Source organism: Nostoc sp. ChiSLP03a (assembly GCF_034531215.2).
Taxonomy (GTDB): Bacteria; Cyanobacteriota; Cyanobacteriia; order Cyanobacteriales; family Nostocaceae; genus Nostoc.
Map to the genome: position 1 here is coordinate 22699 of NZ_JAVRBQ020000109.1, position 20067 is coordinate 42765.

The 20067-nt window shown below is 40.1% G+C and carries 14 protein-coding genes; 13 read left to right on the forward strand and 1 reads right to left on the reverse strand.

Annotation, left to right across the window (positions count from 1 at the left end; genetic code table 11):
• Window positions 1-383 precede the first annotated feature (383 nt).
• From ssuD to RMY32_RS18330, 6 genes are all read left to right on the forward strand, one after another.
• The gene (ssuD, locus tag RMY32_RS18305) at window positions 384-1532 is read left to right on the forward strand and encodes an FMNH2-dependent alkanesulfonate monooxygenase (RefSeq protein ID WP_322714295.1); all 1149 of its coding nucleotides are present in this window, start codon (window positions 384-386) and stop codon (window positions 1530-1532) included.
• 138 nt (window positions 1533-1670) lie between these two features.
• On the forward strand, window positions 1671-2498 hold the full coding sequence (gene ssuC, locus RMY32_RS18310; RefSeq protein ID WP_322714296.1) for an aliphatic sulfonate ABC transporter permease SsuC: 828 nt from the start codon (window positions 1671-1673) through the stop codon (window positions 2496-2498).
• A gap of 114 nt (window positions 2499-2612) precedes the next feature.
• Window positions 2613-3383, forward strand: coding sequence for an ATP-binding cassette domain-containing protein (locus RMY32_RS18315; protein ID WP_322714297.1), 771 nt, complete (start codon window positions 2613-2615; stop codon window positions 3381-3383).
• A gap of 335 nt (window positions 3384-3718) precedes the next feature.
• Entirely contained in the window at window positions 3719-4225 is a 507-nt protein-coding gene (locus RMY32_RS18320; RefSeq protein ID WP_322714298.1) for a GNAT family N-acetyltransferase, read from the forward strand.
• A 120-nt stretch (window positions 4226-4345) separates the two neighbouring features.
• The gene (locus RMY32_RS18325) at window positions 4346-5293 is read left to right on the forward strand and encodes a D-2-hydroxyacid dehydrogenase (RefSeq protein ID WP_322714299.1); all 948 of its coding nucleotides are present in this window, start codon (window positions 4346-4348) and stop codon (window positions 5291-5293) included.
• Between the two features lie 120 nt (window positions 5294-5413).
• Window positions 5414-6364 (forward strand): D-2-hydroxyacid dehydrogenase, encoded by a 951-nt coding sequence (locus RMY32_RS18330; RefSeq protein ID WP_322714300.1) that lies wholly within the window; start codon window positions 5414-5416, stop codon window positions 6362-6364.
• 105 nt (window positions 6365-6469) lie between these two features.
• On the opposite strand, the gene RMY32_RS18335 is transcribed toward RMY32_RS18330, so the two are convergent.
• A complete protein-coding gene (locus RMY32_RS18335) occupies window positions 6470-7666 on the reverse strand; it encodes an acyl-CoA dehydrogenase family protein (RefSeq protein ID WP_322714301.1) in 1197 nt (398 codons plus the stop codon).
• Between the two features lie 217 nt (window positions 7667-7883).
• Here RMY32_RS18335 and RMY32_RS18340 point away from each other — a divergent pair, with 217 nt between their 5' ends.
• The 7 genes from RMY32_RS18340 (at window position 7884) to RMY32_RS18370 (ending at window position 20047) form a co-directional block, all read left to right on the forward strand.
• Window positions 7884-8072 carry a hypothetical protein gene (locus RMY32_RS18340; RefSeq protein ID WP_322714302.1) on the forward strand — a complete coding sequence of 63 codons (189 nt, stop codon included), beginning with the start codon at window positions 7884-7886 and terminating at the stop codon, window positions 8070-8072.
• Window positions 8073-8195: 123 nt separating this feature from the next.
• The gene (locus RMY32_RS18345; RefSeq protein ID WP_322714303.1) at window positions 8196-8348 is read left to right on the forward strand and encodes a hypothetical protein; all 153 of its coding nucleotides are present in this window, start codon (window positions 8196-8198) and stop codon (window positions 8346-8348) included.
• Window positions 8349-10008: 1660 nt separating this feature from the next.
• On the forward strand, window positions 10009-13119 hold the full coding sequence (locus tag RMY32_RS18350) for a peptidase domain-containing ABC transporter (RefSeq protein WP_322714304.1): 3111 nt from the start codon (window positions 10009-10011) through the stop codon (window positions 13117-13119).
• Between the two features lie 116 nt (window positions 13120-13235).
• Window positions 13236-14780 (forward strand): HlyD family efflux transporter periplasmic adaptor subunit, encoded by a 1545-nt coding sequence (locus RMY32_RS18355; RefSeq protein WP_322714305.1) that lies wholly within the window; start codon window positions 13236-13238, stop codon window positions 14778-14780.
• A gap of 174 nt (window positions 14781-14954) precedes the next feature.
• The gene (locus tag RMY32_RS18360; RefSeq protein WP_322714306.1) at window positions 14955-15743 is read left to right on the forward strand and encodes a peptidylprolyl isomerase; all 789 of its coding nucleotides are present in this window, start codon (window positions 14955-14957) and stop codon (window positions 15741-15743) included.
• A 434-nt stretch (window positions 15744-16177) separates the two neighbouring features.
• Entirely contained in the window at window positions 16178-16426 is a 249-nt protein-coding gene (locus RMY32_RS18365) for a hypothetical protein (RefSeq protein ID WP_322714307.1), read from the forward strand.
• A gap of 528 nt (window positions 16427-16954) precedes the next feature.
• On the forward strand, window positions 16955-20047 hold the full coding sequence (locus RMY32_RS18370) for a tetratricopeptide repeat protein (protein ID WP_322714308.1): 3093 nt from the start codon (window positions 16955-16957) through the stop codon (window positions 20045-20047).
• The last annotated feature ends 20 nt before the right edge of the window (window positions 20048-20067 follow it).

Below are 20067 nucleotides of genomic sequence, written 5' to 3' on the forward strand. Positions count from 1 at the left end.
CGATACTTCTATCGACTTACCGTACATTCGTAGCATTATCTTTGCATAGAGCTTGGTACAATGCAAGACCTAGTACTTTTTCATCCTTAGAAAGTGCAAATTAGCAAGGTTTCTGGCGATCAAACCAGAAATGAACACTTCAAAGTCGCAAAAAGGTGAGTAATTGACACAAAACTTGTATTCTTCACAACAGCTATTGTTGCAAAAAAAGTGTCATGATGATTGGCATTGTGCGTAAAAACTCAATCTTGTGGGCAGTTATTGTTTATGAATCGTTAATCTATACTGGCGTTTTAAATAATTTCCTGTAAAATGCTGAATGTAAACTACGGTAATTCGATCGACCTACCGTAGGATATATACTTATACCCTGTCTGACACAAATGCAAATTCTCTGGTTTATTCCTACTGGATCTCATGACGGACGCTATTTAGGCACAGATATTGGCTCTCGTGTTGCCACACCTGATTATTTACAGCAAATTGCCCAAGCTGTGGATAGTTTAGGCTACACAGGCGCATTGTTACCTACAGGGAGTTCTTGTGAGGACGCTTGGATAACCGCCGCCGCTTTTATATCTGTCACCAAGCAGATGAAGTTTCTCGTGGCAATTCGTCCAGGAATTACTTCCCCAGGTGCTGCTGCACGGATGGCAGCAACATTTGACCGAATTTCTAAAGGAAGATTGTTGATTAATGTAGTGACAGGTGGAGATCCGGTGCAGCTGGCTGGGGATGGCTTGCATCTTAATCACGACGATCGCTATGATTTAACCGATGAATTTCTCAGAGTTTGGCGGGGTATCGTCAGTGGGGAAACAGTTGATTTTAAAGGAAACTACCTCGATATTAAAGGCGGTAAACTCCTATTCCCACCAGTTCAAAAACCCTATCCACCTTTGTGGTTTGGTGGTTCATCTGCTGCCGCCAAGCGGGTTGCTGCTAAACATATAGATGTTTACCTGACTTGGGGCGAACCTCCACAACAAGTGGCCCAAAAGATTGCCGAAGTTAAGAAATTGGCGGCTGAACAAGGTAGAACAGTTCGTTTTGGGATTCGCTTGCATGTAATTGTGCGAGAAACCGAGTCAGCTGCTTGGGATGCAGCCAATGAGCTAATTAAGTATGTGGATGAAGATGCGATCGCTAAAGCTCAGAAAGACTTAGCTCAATCTGATTCTGAAGGACAGCGGCGCATGAGTCAACTACATAGTGGTAGTCGAAAAACCTTAGAGATTAGCCCCAACCTCTGGACAGGAATTGGATTGGTGCGGGGTGGTGCTGGTACGGCCTTAGTCGGAGATCCTGACACCGTTGCCGCTAGGATGCTGGAATATCGCAATTTGGGGATAGAAACATTCGTTTTCTCTGGATATCCCCATTTAGAAGAAGCGTATCGCACCGCTGAATTATTATTTCCTCGCCTACCTTTGCAAAGTGAACCTACACCTTTAACATCACCAGTCTTGAGTTCTGTTGGCGAAACCGTCGCCAATGAAAAATTTGCGAAACAACTCACAAGTCCTTCATGACTAATTTGTAATTCGTAATGACGCTCGTGGACTCGCTACCGCTACCCTAACGTAATTCGTAATTAAAGAGCAAATTACAAATTACGTTGGTGATGCTTCTAGATTCATCCTTTGGAACAATCTAAAATCCCAAATTCCATGACTATTACCTTTAAAAGCACCAAAAGCAAAAACAAGATATCCCTGAGCGAGGTATTAGACAACCCGCAAATCGAGAAAATAGTTCCTTGGATTGTGCCTGTTACCATATTAATTCTTTGGGAACTTGCTTCTAGAACTGGTCTACTTTCAACCAGGATTTTACCAGCCCCTAGTGGTGTAATCGCTACAGCAATTAAACTTGGCTCAACTGGAGAACTGTTCCAACATATAGGAATTAGTGCTGGGCGGGCGATATCTGGTTTTATAGTTGGTGGCAGTATTGGGTTCGGTTTAGGATTGCTCAATGGCTTTTCCCGTACCGCAGAAAAGTTATTGGATAGTTCCTTACAAATGCTCCGTACTATCCCTAATTTGGCATTAATTCCGCTAGTGATTCTTTGGTTTGGTATTGGCGATCAAGCTAGATTATTTCTAGTATCTATGGGGGTATTTTTTCCGATATATCTCAATACATTTCATGGTATTCGTAGTGTTGACCCTGGGCTGATTGAAATGGGAAAAGTCTATGGATTAAAAACACTACAACTTCTGTGGCAAATAATTTTTCCAGGAGCTTTGTCTTCGATTCTCGTTGGTGTTCGTTTTTCCTTGGGGATTATGTGGCTGACACTAATTGTCGCAGAAACGATCGCAGCAGATTCCGGTCTTGGTTATATGGCAATGAATGCTCGTGAGTTTATGCAAACCGATGTTGTGGTTTTGAGTATTGTAATCTATGCACTACTAGGTAAATTAGCAGATGCTGTTGCCAGAGGATTAGAAACAAAATTCTTGGCTTGGAATCCCAATTATCAAAAGTCATAAATGCTAAATTCACCAAAATCAAGGTTGAAAAATCTTGATTTTAAATGTAGTTTCTTTCTTCAATATCTCACCAAATAATTAAATTCCAATTGTTCTCGAAAGGAGGTTTTGCAAGTGGTTTCAAATGTACAGGGTACACAACTAAGTATTTTGGATTTGACGAAATCTTTTGGCAAGAAAACTGTTTTAAACTCGCTGAATTTAGAAGTTGAAGCAGGTGAGTTTGTCGCTATTGTCGGACGAAGTGGTTGTGGTAAAAGTACCTTATTGCGTCTTGTGTCAGGATTAGATAGAGCAACTTCAGGTGGAATACTACTTGATGGAGAACCACTACATAGACTCAGCCGCTCTGTAACAGTGATGTTTCAAGATCCCCGCTTGCTGCCGTGGAAGCGCGTTATTCAAAACGTAGGGTTAGGCTTAGAAGGTAATTGGCGTGAAAAAGCTTTGTGGGTACTCAATAAAGTCGGACTTAAAGATAGAGCTGATGAGTGGCCTTATGTTTTGTCTGGAGGACAACGGCAACGGGTATCATTGGCCAGAGCGTTAGCCAGTCAGCCCCGTTTGTTGTTGCTAGATGAACCTTTGGGAGCGTTGGATGCTCTAACTCGCCAAGAAATGCAGTATTTGATTGAAAACTTGTGGCAAGAGCGAAGATTTACTGCGTTTTTGGTTACTCACGATGTGGAAGAGGCTGTGGCGTTGGCAGACCGAGTGATAGTGATCGATCAAGGAAAGATTTCTATGGATTTACCTGTGAAACTTTCACGCCCGCGAGATCGAAGTAGCGAAGTGTTTATCAATATCAGAGAAGCTGTTTTAGAACGAGTAATGAGCAATGAAAATACTCAAGTAAATAACCAGTTATTACAGCTAAGTAGTTGAAATTTAAGCTTTTAGTAGTCAATCAATATTCAACTTGAGGTAGCTGCGGTAAATAGGCTACTTCGAGATTAAAACTTGCCTATAGCAATAAAAAATTATTTGTAGGGACTAGGGACTGGGGACTGGGGACTGGGAAGAAGGAATAAAGGTGTACCTAGCCTTGCAAAAATAAAATATGAGTCCTATATGAACACTCAAAATACCTCCCAACTATCCTCTGTGCTGGTCTGGGTAATTTTTTCTATATTTACGAGCTAGATAAACTAAAATATAATCTATATTGCTTTATTGAAAATTAAATAATACACAAGTATCTATTACTTATATTTAATTTAATGATTGTCAAAAAATTAACAAAGGCTGATACAGAAGATTATAGACAGATCAGATTAGAAGCTTTAGAGAAAAATCCAGATTCATTTGGCACAACATATCAAGAAGAAGTACTTAAAACTATAGAACAATTTCGGGATAGAATTCCAGTAGATAACAACAATTTTATTTTGGGATGTTTTGAGGATAAACATTTAATTGGAATAGTCGCATTTAACCAAGAATCCAGAATAAAACTCCGGCATAAAGCATATATTAGTAGCATGTATGTTAAACAAGAATATCGGGAAAAAGGTATAGGTAAACTTTTATTGAATAAATTAATTGAAAGAGCGAAAGCTATTAACGAAGTAGAAATTTTATTACTTGATATTGTTAAAGGCAATTTTTTAGCAAAACAACTTTATTTATTATTGGACTTTCAAATATATGGTACACAGAAAATGGCGTATAAATTTAATAGCCAATATTTTGATTTAGAGTTTATGTATTTACAGATTAAAGAATAAATTTTGAAATATTACTAAATATCATCATAATGTGTGCCAATGAAAAATGGCACTTAGTTTTTTGTCAAGCATAAGCAATTTACAGATATAGCCTTGTAAATAAAGAAGAGGTAATCTACAATGAAGCTCATTTTGCCACTCGATTTGGTTGCTGACATTGAGCCACATCTACCACCCAATACACAGATTGTACGAGTAGATGTTGAAGGAAATCTAGATGGGGATGCTAGCGATGCTGAAGTTTATTTTAGTTGGTTTTTATCGAGAAGTCCGACACTGCATAAAATACTAGAATCAGCACCGGCATTGCGTTGGCATCACGCACCAAATGCAGGGGTGAATCACATCCTGACACCAACTTATTTGCAAAGAGATATTCTCCTCACTAATGGGGCTGGAGTACATGGAATTCCAATCGCAGAATTTGTAATCACTTATATACTGGCTCATGCCAAGCATCTACAAGAATTATATGCTTTACAAGCAGAACGTCACTGGAAAAGAGGCTTTGCTATCCAAGAATTAACAGATGCAACCTTGCTAATTATTGGCGCTGGTGGTATTGGTCAAGAAATCGCTGCCCGTGCTAAACCCTTCGGCTTAAGAATTATTGGCAGTCGCCGTCATCCTCATGAACTAGCAAATTTTGATAAAGTAGTAGGTGCTGATGAATGGCGATCGCTCCTGCCAGAGGTAGATTATATAGTTATTGCAACACCTCTAACTCCCGAAACCAAAGAATTTATTGATGAATCTGTATTGCGATTGCTCCCAAATCATGCCTACCTTATTAATATTGCTCGCGGCGGCGTAATCGATGAATCGGCATTAATAAAAGCGCTCACAGAAGGTTGGATTGCAGGTGCAGCATTAGACACAGTTAACTCAGAACCGTTACCACCAGAAAGTCCTTTGTGGTCACTCCCTAACATCTTTATTACCCCTCATACTTCCGGTCATTCACCCAAGAGTAAACAGCGTTCAATAGCTCTATTTATCGACAATCTAAAGCGTTACCAAGCTGGTCAGCCATTACGAAATGTAGTAGATAAAGAAGCAGGATACTAAACATTGGGTATTGGGCATTGGGCATTGGGAATTGGTAAAGAATTTAACTTTTAATCTTCTGTCTTTCTGCCCTAATACCCAGTCCGTTTGAAAATTCAAAATGAAATGGAAGACTAACAAATGGTGAAACTAATTTTACCCGATCATCTCATTGCAGATATAGAGCCACACCTACCATCTAATATCGATGTAGTAGAGGTGGATAGTGAAGGTAATCTCAATGGTGATGCCAGTGATGCAGAGATTTATGTCAATGGATTTTATCTGAAAACCTCTACTCTTGACAAAGTACTGACAGCAGCACCCGCGCTGCGTTGGCAACAGTCACCGAGTGCTGGCGTAAATCACATCCTCACGCCAACTTTTTTGCAAAAGGACATCATCCTCACTAATGGTGCAGGGGTTCATGCAATTCCAATTTCGGAATTTGTACTGGCATTTATGCTCTATCACGCCAAGAATCTGCGGAAATTGCAAACTTTGCAGAATGAGCACACTTGGGTAAGAGGAGTGTTTCTTGAAGAGTTGGCAGACGCAACTTTATTAATTCTCGGCACAGGAAATATCGGTCAAGCGATCGCATCTCGTGCTAAAGCCTTTGGAGTCACAGTTTGGGGTAGTCGCCGCCATCCCGAACCCTTACCGAATTTTGACAAAGTTGTAGGCGCTGATGAGTGGCGAACGCTCCTCCCAGCCGCAGATTATGTAGTGATTGCCACACCATTAACCCCAGAAACTAAAGGCTCGATCAATGAAGCTGCGTTGCGCTCTATGCGTCAGTCTGCTTACCTAATTAACATTGCTCGTGGTGCGATCGTAGATGAAGCCGCATTGCTGACCGCACTACGTGAAGGCTGGATTGCGGGTGCTGGATTAGACACTGTTGCAACCGAACCTCTGCCGCCAAAAAGTCCCTTATGGTCGTTACCGAACGCCTTTATCACTCCCCATTGTTCAGCCTTGTCGCCACGCCTGAGAGAGCGCATAGCACAACTATTTATCGATAATCTTCAACGCTACCAAAACGGTCAGCCCTTGCGGAATGTTGTAGACAAGCAAGCTGGATACTAAATATTGGGCATTGGGCATTGGGCATTGGGAAGATGAGAGACAAGGTGACTCTAATGAGAACTTGCAACAAGTCTTCCCCCATTCCCCATGCCCCATGCCCAATCACTAAACTTTCAGCACCGACTTTCCTAAAGATTGGCAAATAACATCATTTTGCGGCGTATGTATACGGCTGCACAAAACGTCACGGTAGTGACGCTCTAAAGGATTTCTTTTTAATAAACCAGGATTGCCAGTTAGTTCCAAGGCAATTTCTACAGCACGAATCGAGTTAGTTGTAGTAAGGTATTTAACAGCCTGTGCCTGTAATCCTACGTTAGGCTCATACTTACCCTTGTCAATATCATGAGCCAAACTATAAATCAATCTATTATTAGCAAACAGCAGTGCTTCTATCTCACCCACGGCAGTTTGGAAGCGTGGCAGAGTTGCCAGTGGCTCTTGGAGATTAGAAGGCGATCGCTCCCAAAGATATTTAACAAGCCAGTCTCGCGCACTACTAGCAACACCGAGATATAAGGCACTCACTGTCAAACTGCCCCAAGTGGAAATCAGTGGATCGAAAGATGGTGCAGCAGATATGGGGTTGATATTTAGAGCATACTCTGAGGGAATTAATACATTCTCTAAAATCAGGTCGTGGCTGCCTGTAGCTCTCATCCCCAAATGATCCCAGGTTTCGACAATTCGCAAACCTGGCAGATCGCGCGGAACCAGAAAATTCCCAACTTGTGGTTCATCTTCAGTTGTCCGTGCCCAAACAACAAAATAGCTGAGGATAGGACTGCCTGTGGTGTATTGCTTATGTCCTGTTAAACGCCAGCCCTCTGTTGTTCGTTCGGCAATTGTCGCTGGCAATCCGCCTCTGGCTGGCGTTCCTAGCTCTGGTTCAACACGGGCAGCATTTAGCAGGGCAATGCCTTCAATTGATTCACGACACAGCCATTTATATACTTCTGGATGCCAGCGACGGCTATGGGCTGCATGAGCGTGTTGAAGATAGTGCATTGTTAGTACTAATGCGGTCGAAGCATCGCCACGTGCTATCCCTTCAATCACCCGACAGATAGTTGCCAAACCCAAATCCTGACCACCAAATTCACGCGGAATGGTGAGGTTGAGTAATCCTGCCTTATGCAAAGCTGTAAAATTCTCGAAGGGAAAGGAAGCATCTCTATCGTGTGCCCCTGCGCGGGTGGCGAAATCTTTGGCCAAAGCCTCAACTTGGTCGAAAATATTGGGGAGAGTTTCTAGACCTTGGGCTACAAAGGTGTTTGGCACTGCTTGCTCCAACTGTGACATAAGTACTCCTTCGTAATTCACTGTACTACTAAATCAGAGATGTTTTTCAATATGGAAGCATCTCAAGTTTGTAGGAATATCAACTTTTCGCACGACGCCAGTCTCCCCTTACTTCCAATCCTCATTGCCCTAACTGTATTACTTCTAATACTCCCTAATGCCCTAAAAATACTACTTAAAATCGACCGATATTTAGTAATTAATGGTTTTTCTAAGTATGACACAAACTCCTTTCATAGAGCAAGCCAAGCGGAAAATTCAGCGATCGCGCCACAATTTAGGAACTAAATTCCCTACCGATTTAGGATTTACGCAAAATATCTCTCAAACTCTAATTTTTTTGCGTTCTCTGTGCCTCTGCGGTTGGTTATTTCGTAACTTGTGCGTAAGTCCTATGGTCTTTTAAGCTAATCATCGTTTAAATTAAATCTTTGCGTTTGGAACCAAGCATTTAAATATTCTCTGTTGAGAGTAATATAAAGATCCCTAGCTCGCACAGGGATAATTTTCTCATTAAGTAGATTTTCCAATGGATAAATATACAGCAACAGCATTGGCGATCGCAACCAAAGTGATATTGGCTACTTTTATAGCGGTTCCTCTGCAACTGAGGTATAACTGGACTGGATATATTTTTAACTTTGAGGATGTACCTTATCTGATTAAGAACCGCTATGGATGATTTTCTATATTTTACCAAATCGATGGTGTTACACTTTGTCAGGGCACTGGCTCATAAACCACCATTGAATTTATCCATTTATTATTACTTCACTCGATCGGCTCGCAATCTTTGGTTTTAAAAGACGAATTTGCTACTTATTGTCATTTTTTGAACTATAGGCTCATTTAAACATGACGGTTATTTCTCAACTTCTATCAAGCTGTAATATGTATTGCTGCTATACCCTTGAAGGAAAAAATGCTAAGATTGGCTTAGTTAACTAGTGTGTGTGCCCGATCACAACATTAATGTGTTTTACCTCACAGCTAATTTAAACAACTTAAATATTACGTTTAAGCAAACAATAGTCGCCGTTATGACTAGCATCATGTTCTGCCACCTCGCTATTTAAAGATTTAATGTATAAATAGTTGTGAAATATATTTTTTTTGTTAAATATCATCTATTAGGTGACTTGTCAGAAAATTTACATTAAGAAACTACTAAAATATCTAAATTTAAGAACAGAAAGAGTGTAAGCTAATTATGTGAATATCATGTTTGTATGTAAATATGATGATGTTCGCAAGTCTCTTTTGGTCACTTGCATTTGTTACACTATAGGAGGTATAATACAAACGTTAAATAACTTGCTAGATGCTCCCTAAAAGATACTAAGCAGTGCTGGAAAAAGATCCATTCTGGAATCTCCAAGCAAACTCAAGCAATATTTGTTTAAGTGTAATTTAGCTAAATTGGTAAAATACTACTTAAACAAAATTACGATGTGCTTTTATAGCTTTATAGTTTTTATCGTCTTCTGTTTCTTGTAGCCTACTCAAAATCTTCTTTTGTTCTAGGTTGCACGAGCGGGATGAAGCTATCCCGGAGACTATCCCCTAGACTCGCCAAAGTACTAGGGAATATGCTGGGAGCTAATTGCACATTGTGTAAATTTCTGATTAACACTACAACGTTAGTCAGATTTGTAGTTGTGTTTTTTTTGCTGTCAGGCTTTGTTCACACAACTGCTAATGAATTACGTTTTCACATAATTTACGACTTAATGCAATTTCTAACTACAATTATGTCACACCATTTAAGTCAAGACAAGGCTGTTAAAAAGTTAGGAATGTTTGAAAACATTCTTTTAAAAATTCTTCCGAGTCAGGTGTTGTTCAAGAGCATGAAATAACTTTCAGCCATAACATTGTCCGGAACTAGAAAAAACTTCAGTTTGTGATTGAGGAATGAAATACTTTGCATAGCTCTTACTGCATACAGCAAATTAGATTGCGAAAATAATTCCTCTTAAGGCTCGCTTACAACCACTGCTGATTGCAAAAATGAGCAATCCATATTTGTGCGGAGGCTGTCAATGCAGTTAGTTGCTTTTGAAGCTAAATGTCGTTAAACAAAGCTCTAGCTCGATATTCTAGCATTTACACTAGTTATTGCCACATCAATAACTCGCTGCAACAACTTGTAGATTGCCCACTCAATAAAAATACCTTGTATGTAAAAGATAGATGCTTTACTAGCATACTGTTTCTTTCTCAACTCTACTTTAATCAAGCTGAGAGTTTCCTCGGTGAAAATACGGGATTAAATAATATTTTTAATGAAGTTTTGAATTGGATTCGACTGATAAGTAAATTTTTTTTGTGGAGATGAAAAAATGCCATCAGTGCTTTCTAAGCAACATCTGGGTGAAAGAATTTTGTACACCTTAGAGACAAAACTCTCAGAAAAAGAATTAGAGGACTTCTTGGCAGAAATGGAGATTGTGGAGCCACCATCAGCAAAGCAATTCTGGGAATCTGCACAGACGAATCCTGGTATATATATTATTCTTACAGGTAAAGTCCGACTATTAGATAGCTCTGAGAATTTAATTACTACCTTTGGTGCGTGGTCTGTTTTTGGTGAATTGACCTTGTTTCCCGAAGCTAACTTTAGTCCTTATGTAGTTAGAGCTTCGACAAGCTTGAAACTTGGCTATTTCAGGCAAGAAGCATTGCAAAGGTTGATAGACAAGTATCCTAACATTCGCGATCGCCTATTTGCCCGTGCAGAACTTTGGGATTTGTTGTTGTTATGTCGCCAAGTATCACAATTCCCCCGCCATACATCACAAGTTTCAGGAATGCTCAAAGCCTTATCTTTGTTTGAGCGACACCAGTTAGAAACTGGCTCTGTAAGTCCACAAATATCCCAAGATTCACAGTTATGGCTATTGTACAAAGGTCAACTGCGGCATTCTGAAGGCGATTTTTTGACACCAGGTACAATCTTTGCTCAACCAAAACAAGGAGATTGGCAAACAACGCAACCAACGATTGCTTACATTCTGAAAAACGACCAAATGCAAACAGCACTAGAATACTTCCCGGAGTTGGGGGAGTGGGCTTTTGGCATGAGTGTCAGCGAAACGGAATTGGAGATTGAGGACACAACGACCGGCTCAGTGCGTCGCAGGGGATTAGGTACTAGAGAAAAAACTTCCCAATCTCCAAAATCTAAAATTATTCCTTTTCCCCAAAGAGAGAAGCCGTCACAACAACAGCCAACAAAAAAATCACGTTTTTACTTTCCCAGTCCGAAAGTACAAATGGGGCATTGGTGGAAGCGGATTACCAAAAGCTATCCCTTCTATGCCCAACAAAGTGCAGCTGATTGTGGCTCTGCTTGCTTGGTGATGATTGGTAACTATTGGGGCAAACATTTTAGTATCAATCGCCTACGGGATATGACCAATGTCACTCGCAACGGTGCATCCCTAAAAGCGATGGCAGCAACAGCAGAATACCTGGGTTTTGCCACCCGTCCAGTAAAAGCTACTCTTGATAAATTAGCAGAACAGCCTTTACCTGCAATTGCTCACTGGGAAGGTAAACACTTTATTGTTGTCTATGAAATCACTCCTAAGCGGGTGATTGTATGTGACCCGGCTCTTGGTCAACGCAGTTTGACAAAAGCTGAATTTCAAGCAGGTTGGACTGGTTATGCATTGTTACTACAACCAACAGCTCTACTAAAAAGTGCTAAAGACGAAAGTAGAAGCTTCTGGAAGTTTTTTGAGCTAGTCAAACCTCACTATCGAACACTATTAGAAATCTTCATAGCTTCGATAGTCATTCAATTATTTGGGTTAGTAACGCCAGTATTTACCCAGTTGTTGCTAGACAGAGTACTTGTGCAACGCAGTGTTCCAACCTTAAACGCCATTGGTTTGGGAATGATTGTTTTTGGGTTGTTTGGTGTTGCTGTCAACGGTGTACGGCAATATCTGTTATTTCACACTGCTAACCGCATTAGTATCGCCTTACTCGTAGGCTTCATCAAACATACCTTCCGTTTGCCCCTTGCTTATTTCGAGTCGCGTTTCGTTGGGGATATAATCTCGCGCATCCAAGAAAACCAGAAAATTCAGCACTTCCTTACTGGTCAGACACTTTCCATTGTCTTGGATATGCTGACATTAGTGGTTTATCTGGCTTTGATGTTCTCCTATAGCTGGCGGATGGCATTATTCGTGCTGTGTACTGTACCGCCATTTTTTATCTTGGCGCTGGCCAGCACAAGTATTTTGCGCCGCATCTCCAGAGATATTTTTAATGCAGCTACCAAAGAACAAAGCTATCTCATAGAATCCCTGAGCGGAATTCGTACCGTCCGTTCATTAGCAATTGAACAGACAGTGCGTTGGCGTTGGGAGGAACTGCTGAATGATTTAATCAAAAAAGACTTTAATGCTCAAATAATTGACAATCGCTTGCAGATTATCAGTGGCGTCATCCACACCTTTGTCAATACTTCATTGCTGTGGTATGGAGCAACCCAGGTAATTAATAACGAACTAACTATTGGACAATTAGTTGCTTTCAATATGTTGGTGGGTAACGTCTTGAGTCCTTTCCAACGGCTAGCTTTGCTGTGGAATGAATTACAGGAAATCGTGATTTCTACCGAACGGATTAATGATGTATTGGAGGCGGAACCAGAAGAAGACTTAGCAATTAAACCCCGCAAATCGTTGGGTAAACTTCGCGGTAACATTTGTTTTCAGAATGTTACTTTTCGTTATCACTCAGAAAGCGACACTAACGTATTAGAAAATCTCAACTTTGAAATTCAGCCAGAACAGATGGTTGCAGTCGTAGGGCGCAGTGGTTCTGGAAAAACAACTCTCAGTAAATTAATTTTAGGTTTATACCCACCGACAGATGGCAAAATACTCATTGATGGTCACGATATCACCAGTGTATCTATGCGATCGCTCCGTTCCCAAATCGGCGTTGTAGACCAAGATACTTTTCTGTTTGGTGGGACTGTTCGCGAAAACATTGCGATCGCTAATCCAAATGCTTCTTCAGAAGAAATTAGCCAAGCAGCAAAATATGCTGGAGCTGATGAATTTATTCAAAAATTACCAATGGGTTACGAATCCGAAATTGGTGAAAGCGGCGGAATGCTTTCTGGTGGACAGCGACAACGCCTAGCTATTGCTCGTGCTTTGCTCGGAAATCCCCGGTTATTACTGTTTGATGAAGCCACTAGTCACCTAGACTCAGAATCAGAACGAATTATTCAAAACAACCTCAAAACAATTCTTAAAGGACGCACAAGTGTAATTATTGCCCACCGCCTCTCTACAGTCCGCAACGCGGACTTAATCCTGGTTTTAGATCAAGGTATTTTGGTAGAAAGCGGTACCCACGACGAATTAATCGCTAAAAAAGGTCATTATTACTACCTGAATCAACAACAGATGTCTCAAGTTAGTTGATGAGGCATTGGGCAGTCTTTTTTTTCTTTACCAGACTCTACACGAACAATTTTGAATTTTGAATTTTGAATTGATTTCTCCCTCATTCCCCATCTACTGTTATTGGAAATAAAACCATGCCACATCCCAACAGATCGTCCCCACTTTCCCCAGATGAGCAAGATGAATATCAAGGTTACAAACAGCAAGAAGAATCGGTATTTGACGAGCAAACAGAGGTAGAAAATGAAAGTCAAGATTTGTACTACGGTACAGAAAAACTACTCGATGCCTTACCTCGAATTTGGACTCGTGGTTTGTTATATACGCTCATCGGCTTTGCTGGTCTATTCTTGCCTTGGGCAACTCTTTCAAAAGTCGATGAAACTGGTAGCGCCAGAGGGCGTATAGAACCTAAAGGCGCAACTCAAAAATTAGACGCTCAAGCTGCTGGAAGTGTCAAAGCAGTTACGGTCAAAGAAGGAGATACAGTTAGAGCCGGCCAGGTTTTACTAGAACTGGATTCTGAGTTGCTGCAAACTGACCTCCAACAAGTCCAGAGCAAATTGCAAGGGCTACAAAATCGGCAATCCCAACTGGAAATGCTGAAAAATCAACTCCTAATGTCAACGAGTCTTTTAGAACAACAAAATAAATCCCAAGAATTAGAAAAAATGGCTCAAGTTAACCAGGTGCAGCAAAACCTGGATGCCAAACTGAGTAGCTATAACCTCCAAAAGTTAGAAAAAGAATCATCAGTTAAACAAGCACAGCAGCAAATTTCCAGCAGTCGCGACGATCAAGAATCGGCTAAAAAACTTTTGAGTATAAATTCTAAGCAAACTGAACGCTTTAGCACACTCGTTCAAGATGGCGCAGTTTCTCCAACCCAAGTTGATGAAATAAAAAAACAAGAGGAAGAAAGCAAACGACTTTATAAAAAGTCTCAATCAGATATTAAACAAGCCGAATTGCGTTTAGCCCAAGAGCTAAATAATTATCAAGTAACGATCAAAACGTTGGAGTCTGATATCAAACAAGCAAAACTCCGACTACAAGAAGAACAAAGTAGTTATAAAAGTGCCACGCAAGCCGGACAACTAGCTGTAATGAAAAATCAGGAGCAGCTAAAAGATTTACAGGCACAAATAACAGCAACACAATCAGAAATCGCTCAGACTAAAAGCCAGCTTACATCTATAAGAGTACAAATTCAGCAGCGCATGGTGCGATCGCCGATTAATGGAGTGATTTTTGAATTACCCACAACTAAACCAGGAGCGGTGGTACAAGTCGGTCAAAGGATTGCCCAAATTGCACCCGCAACAACAGACTTCGTACTCAGAGCCAATATGCCTAATCAGGATAGCGGTTTCTTGAAGGTAGGAATGCCAGTAAAAGTCAAGTTTGATGCCTATCCTTTCCAAGAGTATGGCATCGTGCCAGGAAAAGTTACTTGGATCTCGCCTGACTCGAAAGTTAGCCAAACACCCCAAGGCAACATCGAAACCTATGAATTAGAAATCACCTTAGACCAGCAGTATGTCCAAAATGGCAACAAACGTATTCCATTAGGTGCCGGTCAGACAGCAAATGCTGAAGTGATCATTCGTCAACGCCGAGTAATTGACTTTGTTCTAGATCCGTTCAAAAAACTGAAAAAGGGCGGTTTGGAGATGTAGCTAAAGATATTGCACCCAAATCAGGAAATAGGACAAGGGAGATTGGAGGAATAATTAATGCCGCGTGCTTACTTGTCCTGAGCGACTTGTGTCAAGCGTTGCGAGGTAAGCCGTTCGCCTAGCGTCTCGCAGAGAAGGGATACCAATCCCCTTAATTATTGGAGATATAGTGTTATGCCCCACAATCTGACCATTTCTACCTCAGATATCATTCACAATCTTAAACTCTCTTGTCAGATACCTGCTGTTGTAGAAGCGATCGCGTCGCAAAGTATTATTGCCGAAGCAGCTCAAGCGGCAGGAATTACAGTCACGCCAGAAGAACTACAGCAAGAAGGAGATAACTTAAGGTTCGCCAAGAAGCTTGTCAAAGCTAAAGACACCTGGTCATGGCTAGAAAAACACCACCTCTCTGTGGATCAATTTGAAGAATTAGCCTACAACAACATCCTTTCGCGGAAGTTAGCGAATCATCTATTTTCCAATCAACTGGAAAAGCACTTTTACGAACATCAGCTAGATTATATCGCCGCCGTTACCTACGAAGTTGTCTTCGAGGATCGAGACTTGGCTTTAGAACTTTTTTATGCCCTAGAAGAAGGCGAAATCAGTTTTCCAGATATTGCTCGTCTATATATCTCAGAACCAGAAGCTCGTCGTGCTTATGGATACAAAGGACTCCGATACCGTAAAGATTTTCGTCCAGAGATTGCAGCCGCCGTATTTGCTGCTGCACCACTAGAAGCTCTCAAACCGATAACGACTCCCAAGGGAGTGTATTTAATTTGGGTGGAAGAAGTCATTCAACCCCAATTAGATGAACAGTTGCGCCAAAAAATCATTACAGAATCCTTTTCTGATTGGTTAAAGCAACAAATCACCACGATGAAAATAGTTACTCAAATAGACTCAGACGGTTCACAAGAGGAATTAATAGATATGTTATACACCAAGACTAAATAATTTAATAATTTTCAAATGTTTTTGTCGCTAAGTATCTACCTAAGTTATGGGAGATTTCTTGAGGCTTCAAAATGTTGCAGATACAGATTTTATATACTTAAAACTTAATAGTTTTTCCTTTTTAGTGTTTTGTGAATATATCTACAAAGTGCTGTATTTGCGTTATTTCAAAATTAAATTTAATCGCTATAACTCTTGCTAGGCAGTAATTATTTTTATTTCTGCTTAGATTTTCCATGCAGTTTTTTCTAACTTCAAATAGGACTATATATAATGATTTTTCAACATAAATATATTAGTTTTTTTAATCAAAAATTCCTAAAAAAAGCATTGACTTTTTTGAGGAATAAAGTATATTAGATGTATAGCCAAACAAAACAAGTTGGTTAGACCAAATATTCCCAACAACAGTTACAAAATTTAGGAGAACTCAAATGATTATTTCTGATCTGAACTACTTGGAAAATACCACTGAAGAAATTATTGGTGGTGGTAAGCCTAAGAAAATCGTCGTCATCGTAATCCCGCCCAAGCCCCCTAAATTCAACAGCGCTGCACAAGCTGATGCAGATGCTTCAGCAAGCGGCGGCCTCAACAATATAGCTGTAACCTTTACTAACGTCACCGTTACTCCTAACAGTGCTACTGCTTCGTCATCAAGCGCTGCTTCTACTTCTAACTAAGTAGTAACAAGTAGTAATGTATTAACTTCTGCAAGTAGAGTTAGGCTCGAAAGCTTAGTATATTGATAAATGCCGAAGGCTCTTTGCTCATTTGAGCCTTCGGCTTTTACCAAAAATACACCCTTTGGCCTTAAAAAAATGTTTCTGCAATAAAGTTTTACAACTTAGAACATTTAATCCTTAACCCAGTTGCAACCTGTATTATTTACCCGCCCTGAATTAAAACTCTGGGCTAATAGTCATAAGAGCAAAAATTTTACCGTAGCTTTAAGCTTTTCGTAGACCCCCGAAAGATAGAGAAGAGTAAAATTCCTGTTAATTAAATTTAAGAAGTAACCAAGCAGACATGATATCAATCGATATCAGTTATAAGTTTCAAAAGCTTGAGTTCCTTGCAGATATAGGAACAAAAGATATTTTAAATAAAAAAGATTGTATTTATAGCCCATAAAAGCCCATAAATGAAAGGATATAAGCTCCTAAATTTATTAATGGGGATTGTTAATTTTGAATTTGGAGCAAAGCGACGTGACCACAATTCCTGATGCTCTCCAACTCGCAAGTCAATATTATCAAAGTAAGCGCTTCACCCAAGCCGAAGAGATTTATCGTCAAATTATAGACTTAGATCCCCAGCAGTCAGAGGCATTCTATGGATTAGGTCTGCTGGCGCAGCAACGGGAACAATATCAGAATGCAGAACAATTTTTTCAAGCAGCTTTGCAATTACAGCCAGAAGCAGGGGCAATACATAACAGTTTGGGGTTTAGTCTGCAACAACAGGGTAAGCTAGAAGAAGCGATCGCCTGTTATGAAAAAGCACTCTTAATTCTCCCAGACAGCATAGAAGTACAAATTAATATCAGAAATATTCTTCACATTCAAGGTAAGCTATCACCAGAAGAACAAGCCCACTATGCAGAGTTGAACGAGCAGTTTGCTTTAGGTAAGCAAAAGGCAGGCGATTTCAAGACAGCAGAATTATATTATCGCCAAGCTATTGCATTGCAGCCAGATTTGGTATCATCTCATACTAATTTAGGAGAAGTACTCCAAAAACAAGGGCGATTCAATGATGCCATCGATTCTTACCAGCAAGCACTAAAAATTAAACCAGACTATCATTACGCATATCACAACTTAGGGTATCTTTTCCAGGAAAAAGGAAAATTTGCAGAAGCAATAGAAGCTTATGAAAAAACTTTAAGTATTCAACCTGATTTTGCAATCACCTATAACAACTTAGGAAATATTTTCAGGGCGCAAAATAAATTTGATGCTGCCATAGAATCCTATCAAAAAGCGATTAAATTTCGACCTGATGTTGATTATATATATTCCAACTTGGGAACAGCATTAAGAGATGATAACCAAATAGAAGCAGCAGTCCAAGCGTTTGAGCAAGCCGTAAAAGTGAATCCAAACTATAATATGGCTAAATTTGGTGCTTGTATGAGCCAACTACCAGTTATCTATTCTAATGTTGATGAAATTGCATTCAGACGAAATCAGTATCAACAGTATTTGCAAAATTTAGCTAAACATTATGAATTAACTAATTGGGAAGAACGGGCAAAAGCATCGGAAGCTGTGGGAGCATTTCAACCTTTTTACTTGACATATCAAGGTTTCAATGACCGAGATTTACAGCGAACTTATGGAGAAATGATTTTCCAAATTATGTCGAGTCGCTATCCCCAAGATTGCCAGCCGCTTGCTCTGCCAAATTTAGATAAAAATCAAAAGGTTCGGATTGGGATCGTTTCTGGGTTTTTATCTAGTCATTCTAATTGGAAAATCCCGATTAAAGGTTGGGTAGAAAATATAGATCGAAGTGAGTTTGAATTATTTGGTTATTATACTGGAGACAAAAAAGATTACTCAACAATGAGTGCCACCAAGACTTTTGATAAATTTGTTCAAGGTGTTCGCTCAACTGAACAATGGTGTGAGGTAATTACAAAAGATCGGTTACATATCCTGATTTTCCCAGAATTTGGGATGGACCCAATGGCACTCAAACTGGGTTGTTTGAGATTAGCGCCAACTCAAATGACATCTTGGGGACACCCTGAGACTAGTGGACTCCCGACAATTGACTATTACTTGAGCAGTGACTTAATGGAACCCGAAAATGCTCAAGAACATTACACAGAAAAATTAGTTAGATTACCCAATCTATCTATTCATTATATGCCTTTAGCAATTCCACCCGAAGAAATTAAGAAACCAGATATAGGTTTAAAAGAGGATGATATTTTCTTCTGGTGTTGTCAGTCATTATATAAATATTTGCCCGATCATGATGATGTTTTTCCTTCTATTGCTAAAGAGCTAGTAAATTCTAAGTTTGTATTTATTAAAAGCAAAAGTGAAGAAATAACAGAAAAATTTCGCCAGCGCTTAAATCATGCTTTTGCAGAATTAGGATTAGATTATCAAAATCACTGTTTGTTTTTGTCTTTCCTCAATGACAGGAAGTTTGCTGGAACAACAGCTATAGCAGATGTCTTCTTAGATAGTATTGGTTGGTCTGGATGTAACTCCACGCTCGAATCTATTGCTCATAATATTCCGGTTGTCACTTTACCTGGAGAACTGATGCGATCGCGCCATTCTCTAGCAATTTTACAGATGATGGGTATCGAAGAGATGATCGCCTCAAATAAATCAGAATACGTCCAAATTGCCATCCGTCTGGGGAAAGATGCTAAATATCGGCAATATATTTCTCAGCAAGTTGCAGAAAATAAACATAAATTATATGGCGATTTAAAGCCAGTCAGAGCGCTGGAAGATTTTATTTTGCAGTTGGTTAATAAACCAAGACAATTTAACGCTAAAGAAGTTGCTGAACTGTTTCAACTTGCACTTCAGGAGCATCGAGCTAATCGCCTAGATACAGCCGAACAGCTATATCGTCAGATAATAGAAAAACAACCAGATTATTCAGAAGCATTATACAATTTGGGGATGCTGGTACAGCAGAAAGGTGAGTTGCAAGAAGCCGAGAAGCATTTGAGTGCAGCTTCGCAAGTTCAATCTAACTCCGTGAAAATTTGGTTTAGTTTAGGCAATTTGCTGCAAGGCCAAGGACAATTACCAGAAGCTGAAGCAGCTTACCGAAAAGCTATTGCTTTGCGACCAGATGCAGGGACAATATACAACAATTTGGGCTACACCTTGCAACAACAAGAGAAGTGGGAGGATGCGATCGCATCATATCAAAAAGCTCTGGAATTTCAGCCCAACTGCATAGAAGCAGAAATCAATTTAGCGAATGCGCTGTTTGCTCAAGGGAAGCTTTCACCAGAGAAACAAGCCTATTATGCTGACTTGAATTATCAGATGGGCTTTGCCCACCAAGAAGGAGCTGATTGGGAAACTGCTATTGCTTACTATCGAAGTGCGATCGCAATACAGCCTGATTTGGTAGATGCCCATTATAACTTGGGGGTGGCACTGCAAGCACAAGGAAAGCTAGAAGAAGCGATCGCTTGCTATCAAAAAGCTTTGGAGTTCAATCCCCAACACCAAGAAGCCAACATCAAATTAGGAGAGATTTACCAAAACCAGCAACAAAAAGTTACACAAGTGGACTCACTAAAAGTTTCTCGCTAAACGGGTTATTTGATGCGATC

Excerpts from the sequence above, each read along its gene's own strand:
- ssuD (WP_322714295.1), top strand. The coding sequence starts at position 384 with ATGCAAATTCTCTGGTTTATTCCTACTGGATCTCATGACGGACGCTAT.
- ssuC (WP_322714296.1), top strand. The coding sequence starts at position 1,671 with ATGACTATTACCTTTAAAAGCACCAAAAGCAAAAACAAGATATCCCTG.
- RMY32_RS18320 (WP_322714298.1), top strand. The coding sequence starts at position 3,719 with ATGATTGTCAAAAAATTAACAAAGGCTGATACAGAAGATTATAGACAG.
- RMY32_RS18325 (WP_322714299.1), top strand. The coding sequence starts at position 4,346 with ATGAAGCTCATTTTGCCACTCGATTTGGTTGCTGACATTGAGCCACAT.
- RMY32_RS18330 (WP_322714300.1), top strand. The coding sequence starts at position 5,414 with ATGGTGAAACTAATTTTACCCGATCATCTCATTGCAGATATAGAGCCA.
- RMY32_RS18335 (WP_322714301.1), bottom strand. The coding sequence starts at position 7,666 with ATGTCACAGTTGGAGCAAGCAGTGCCAAACACCTTTGTAGCCCAAGGT.
- RMY32_RS18340 (WP_322714302.1), top strand. The coding sequence starts at position 7,884 with ATGACACAAACTCCTTTCATAGAGCAAGCCAAGCGGAAAATTCAGCGA.
- RMY32_RS18345 (WP_322714303.1), top strand. The coding sequence starts at position 8,196 with ATGGATAAATATACAGCAACAGCATTGGCGATCGCAACCAAAGTGATA.
- RMY32_RS18350 (WP_322714304.1), top strand. The coding sequence starts at position 10,009 with ATGCCATCAGTGCTTTCTAAGCAACATCTGGGTGAAAGAATTTTGTAC.
- RMY32_RS18355 (WP_322714305.1), top strand. The coding sequence starts at position 13,236 with ATGCCACATCCCAACAGATCGTCCCCACTTTCCCCAGATGAGCAAGAT.
- RMY32_RS18360 (WP_322714306.1), top strand. The coding sequence starts at position 14,955 with ATGCCCCACAATCTGACCATTTCTACCTCAGATATCATTCACAATCTT.
- RMY32_RS18365 (WP_322714307.1), top strand. The coding sequence starts at position 16,178 with ATGATTATTTCTGATCTGAACTACTTGGAAAATACCACTGAAGAAATT.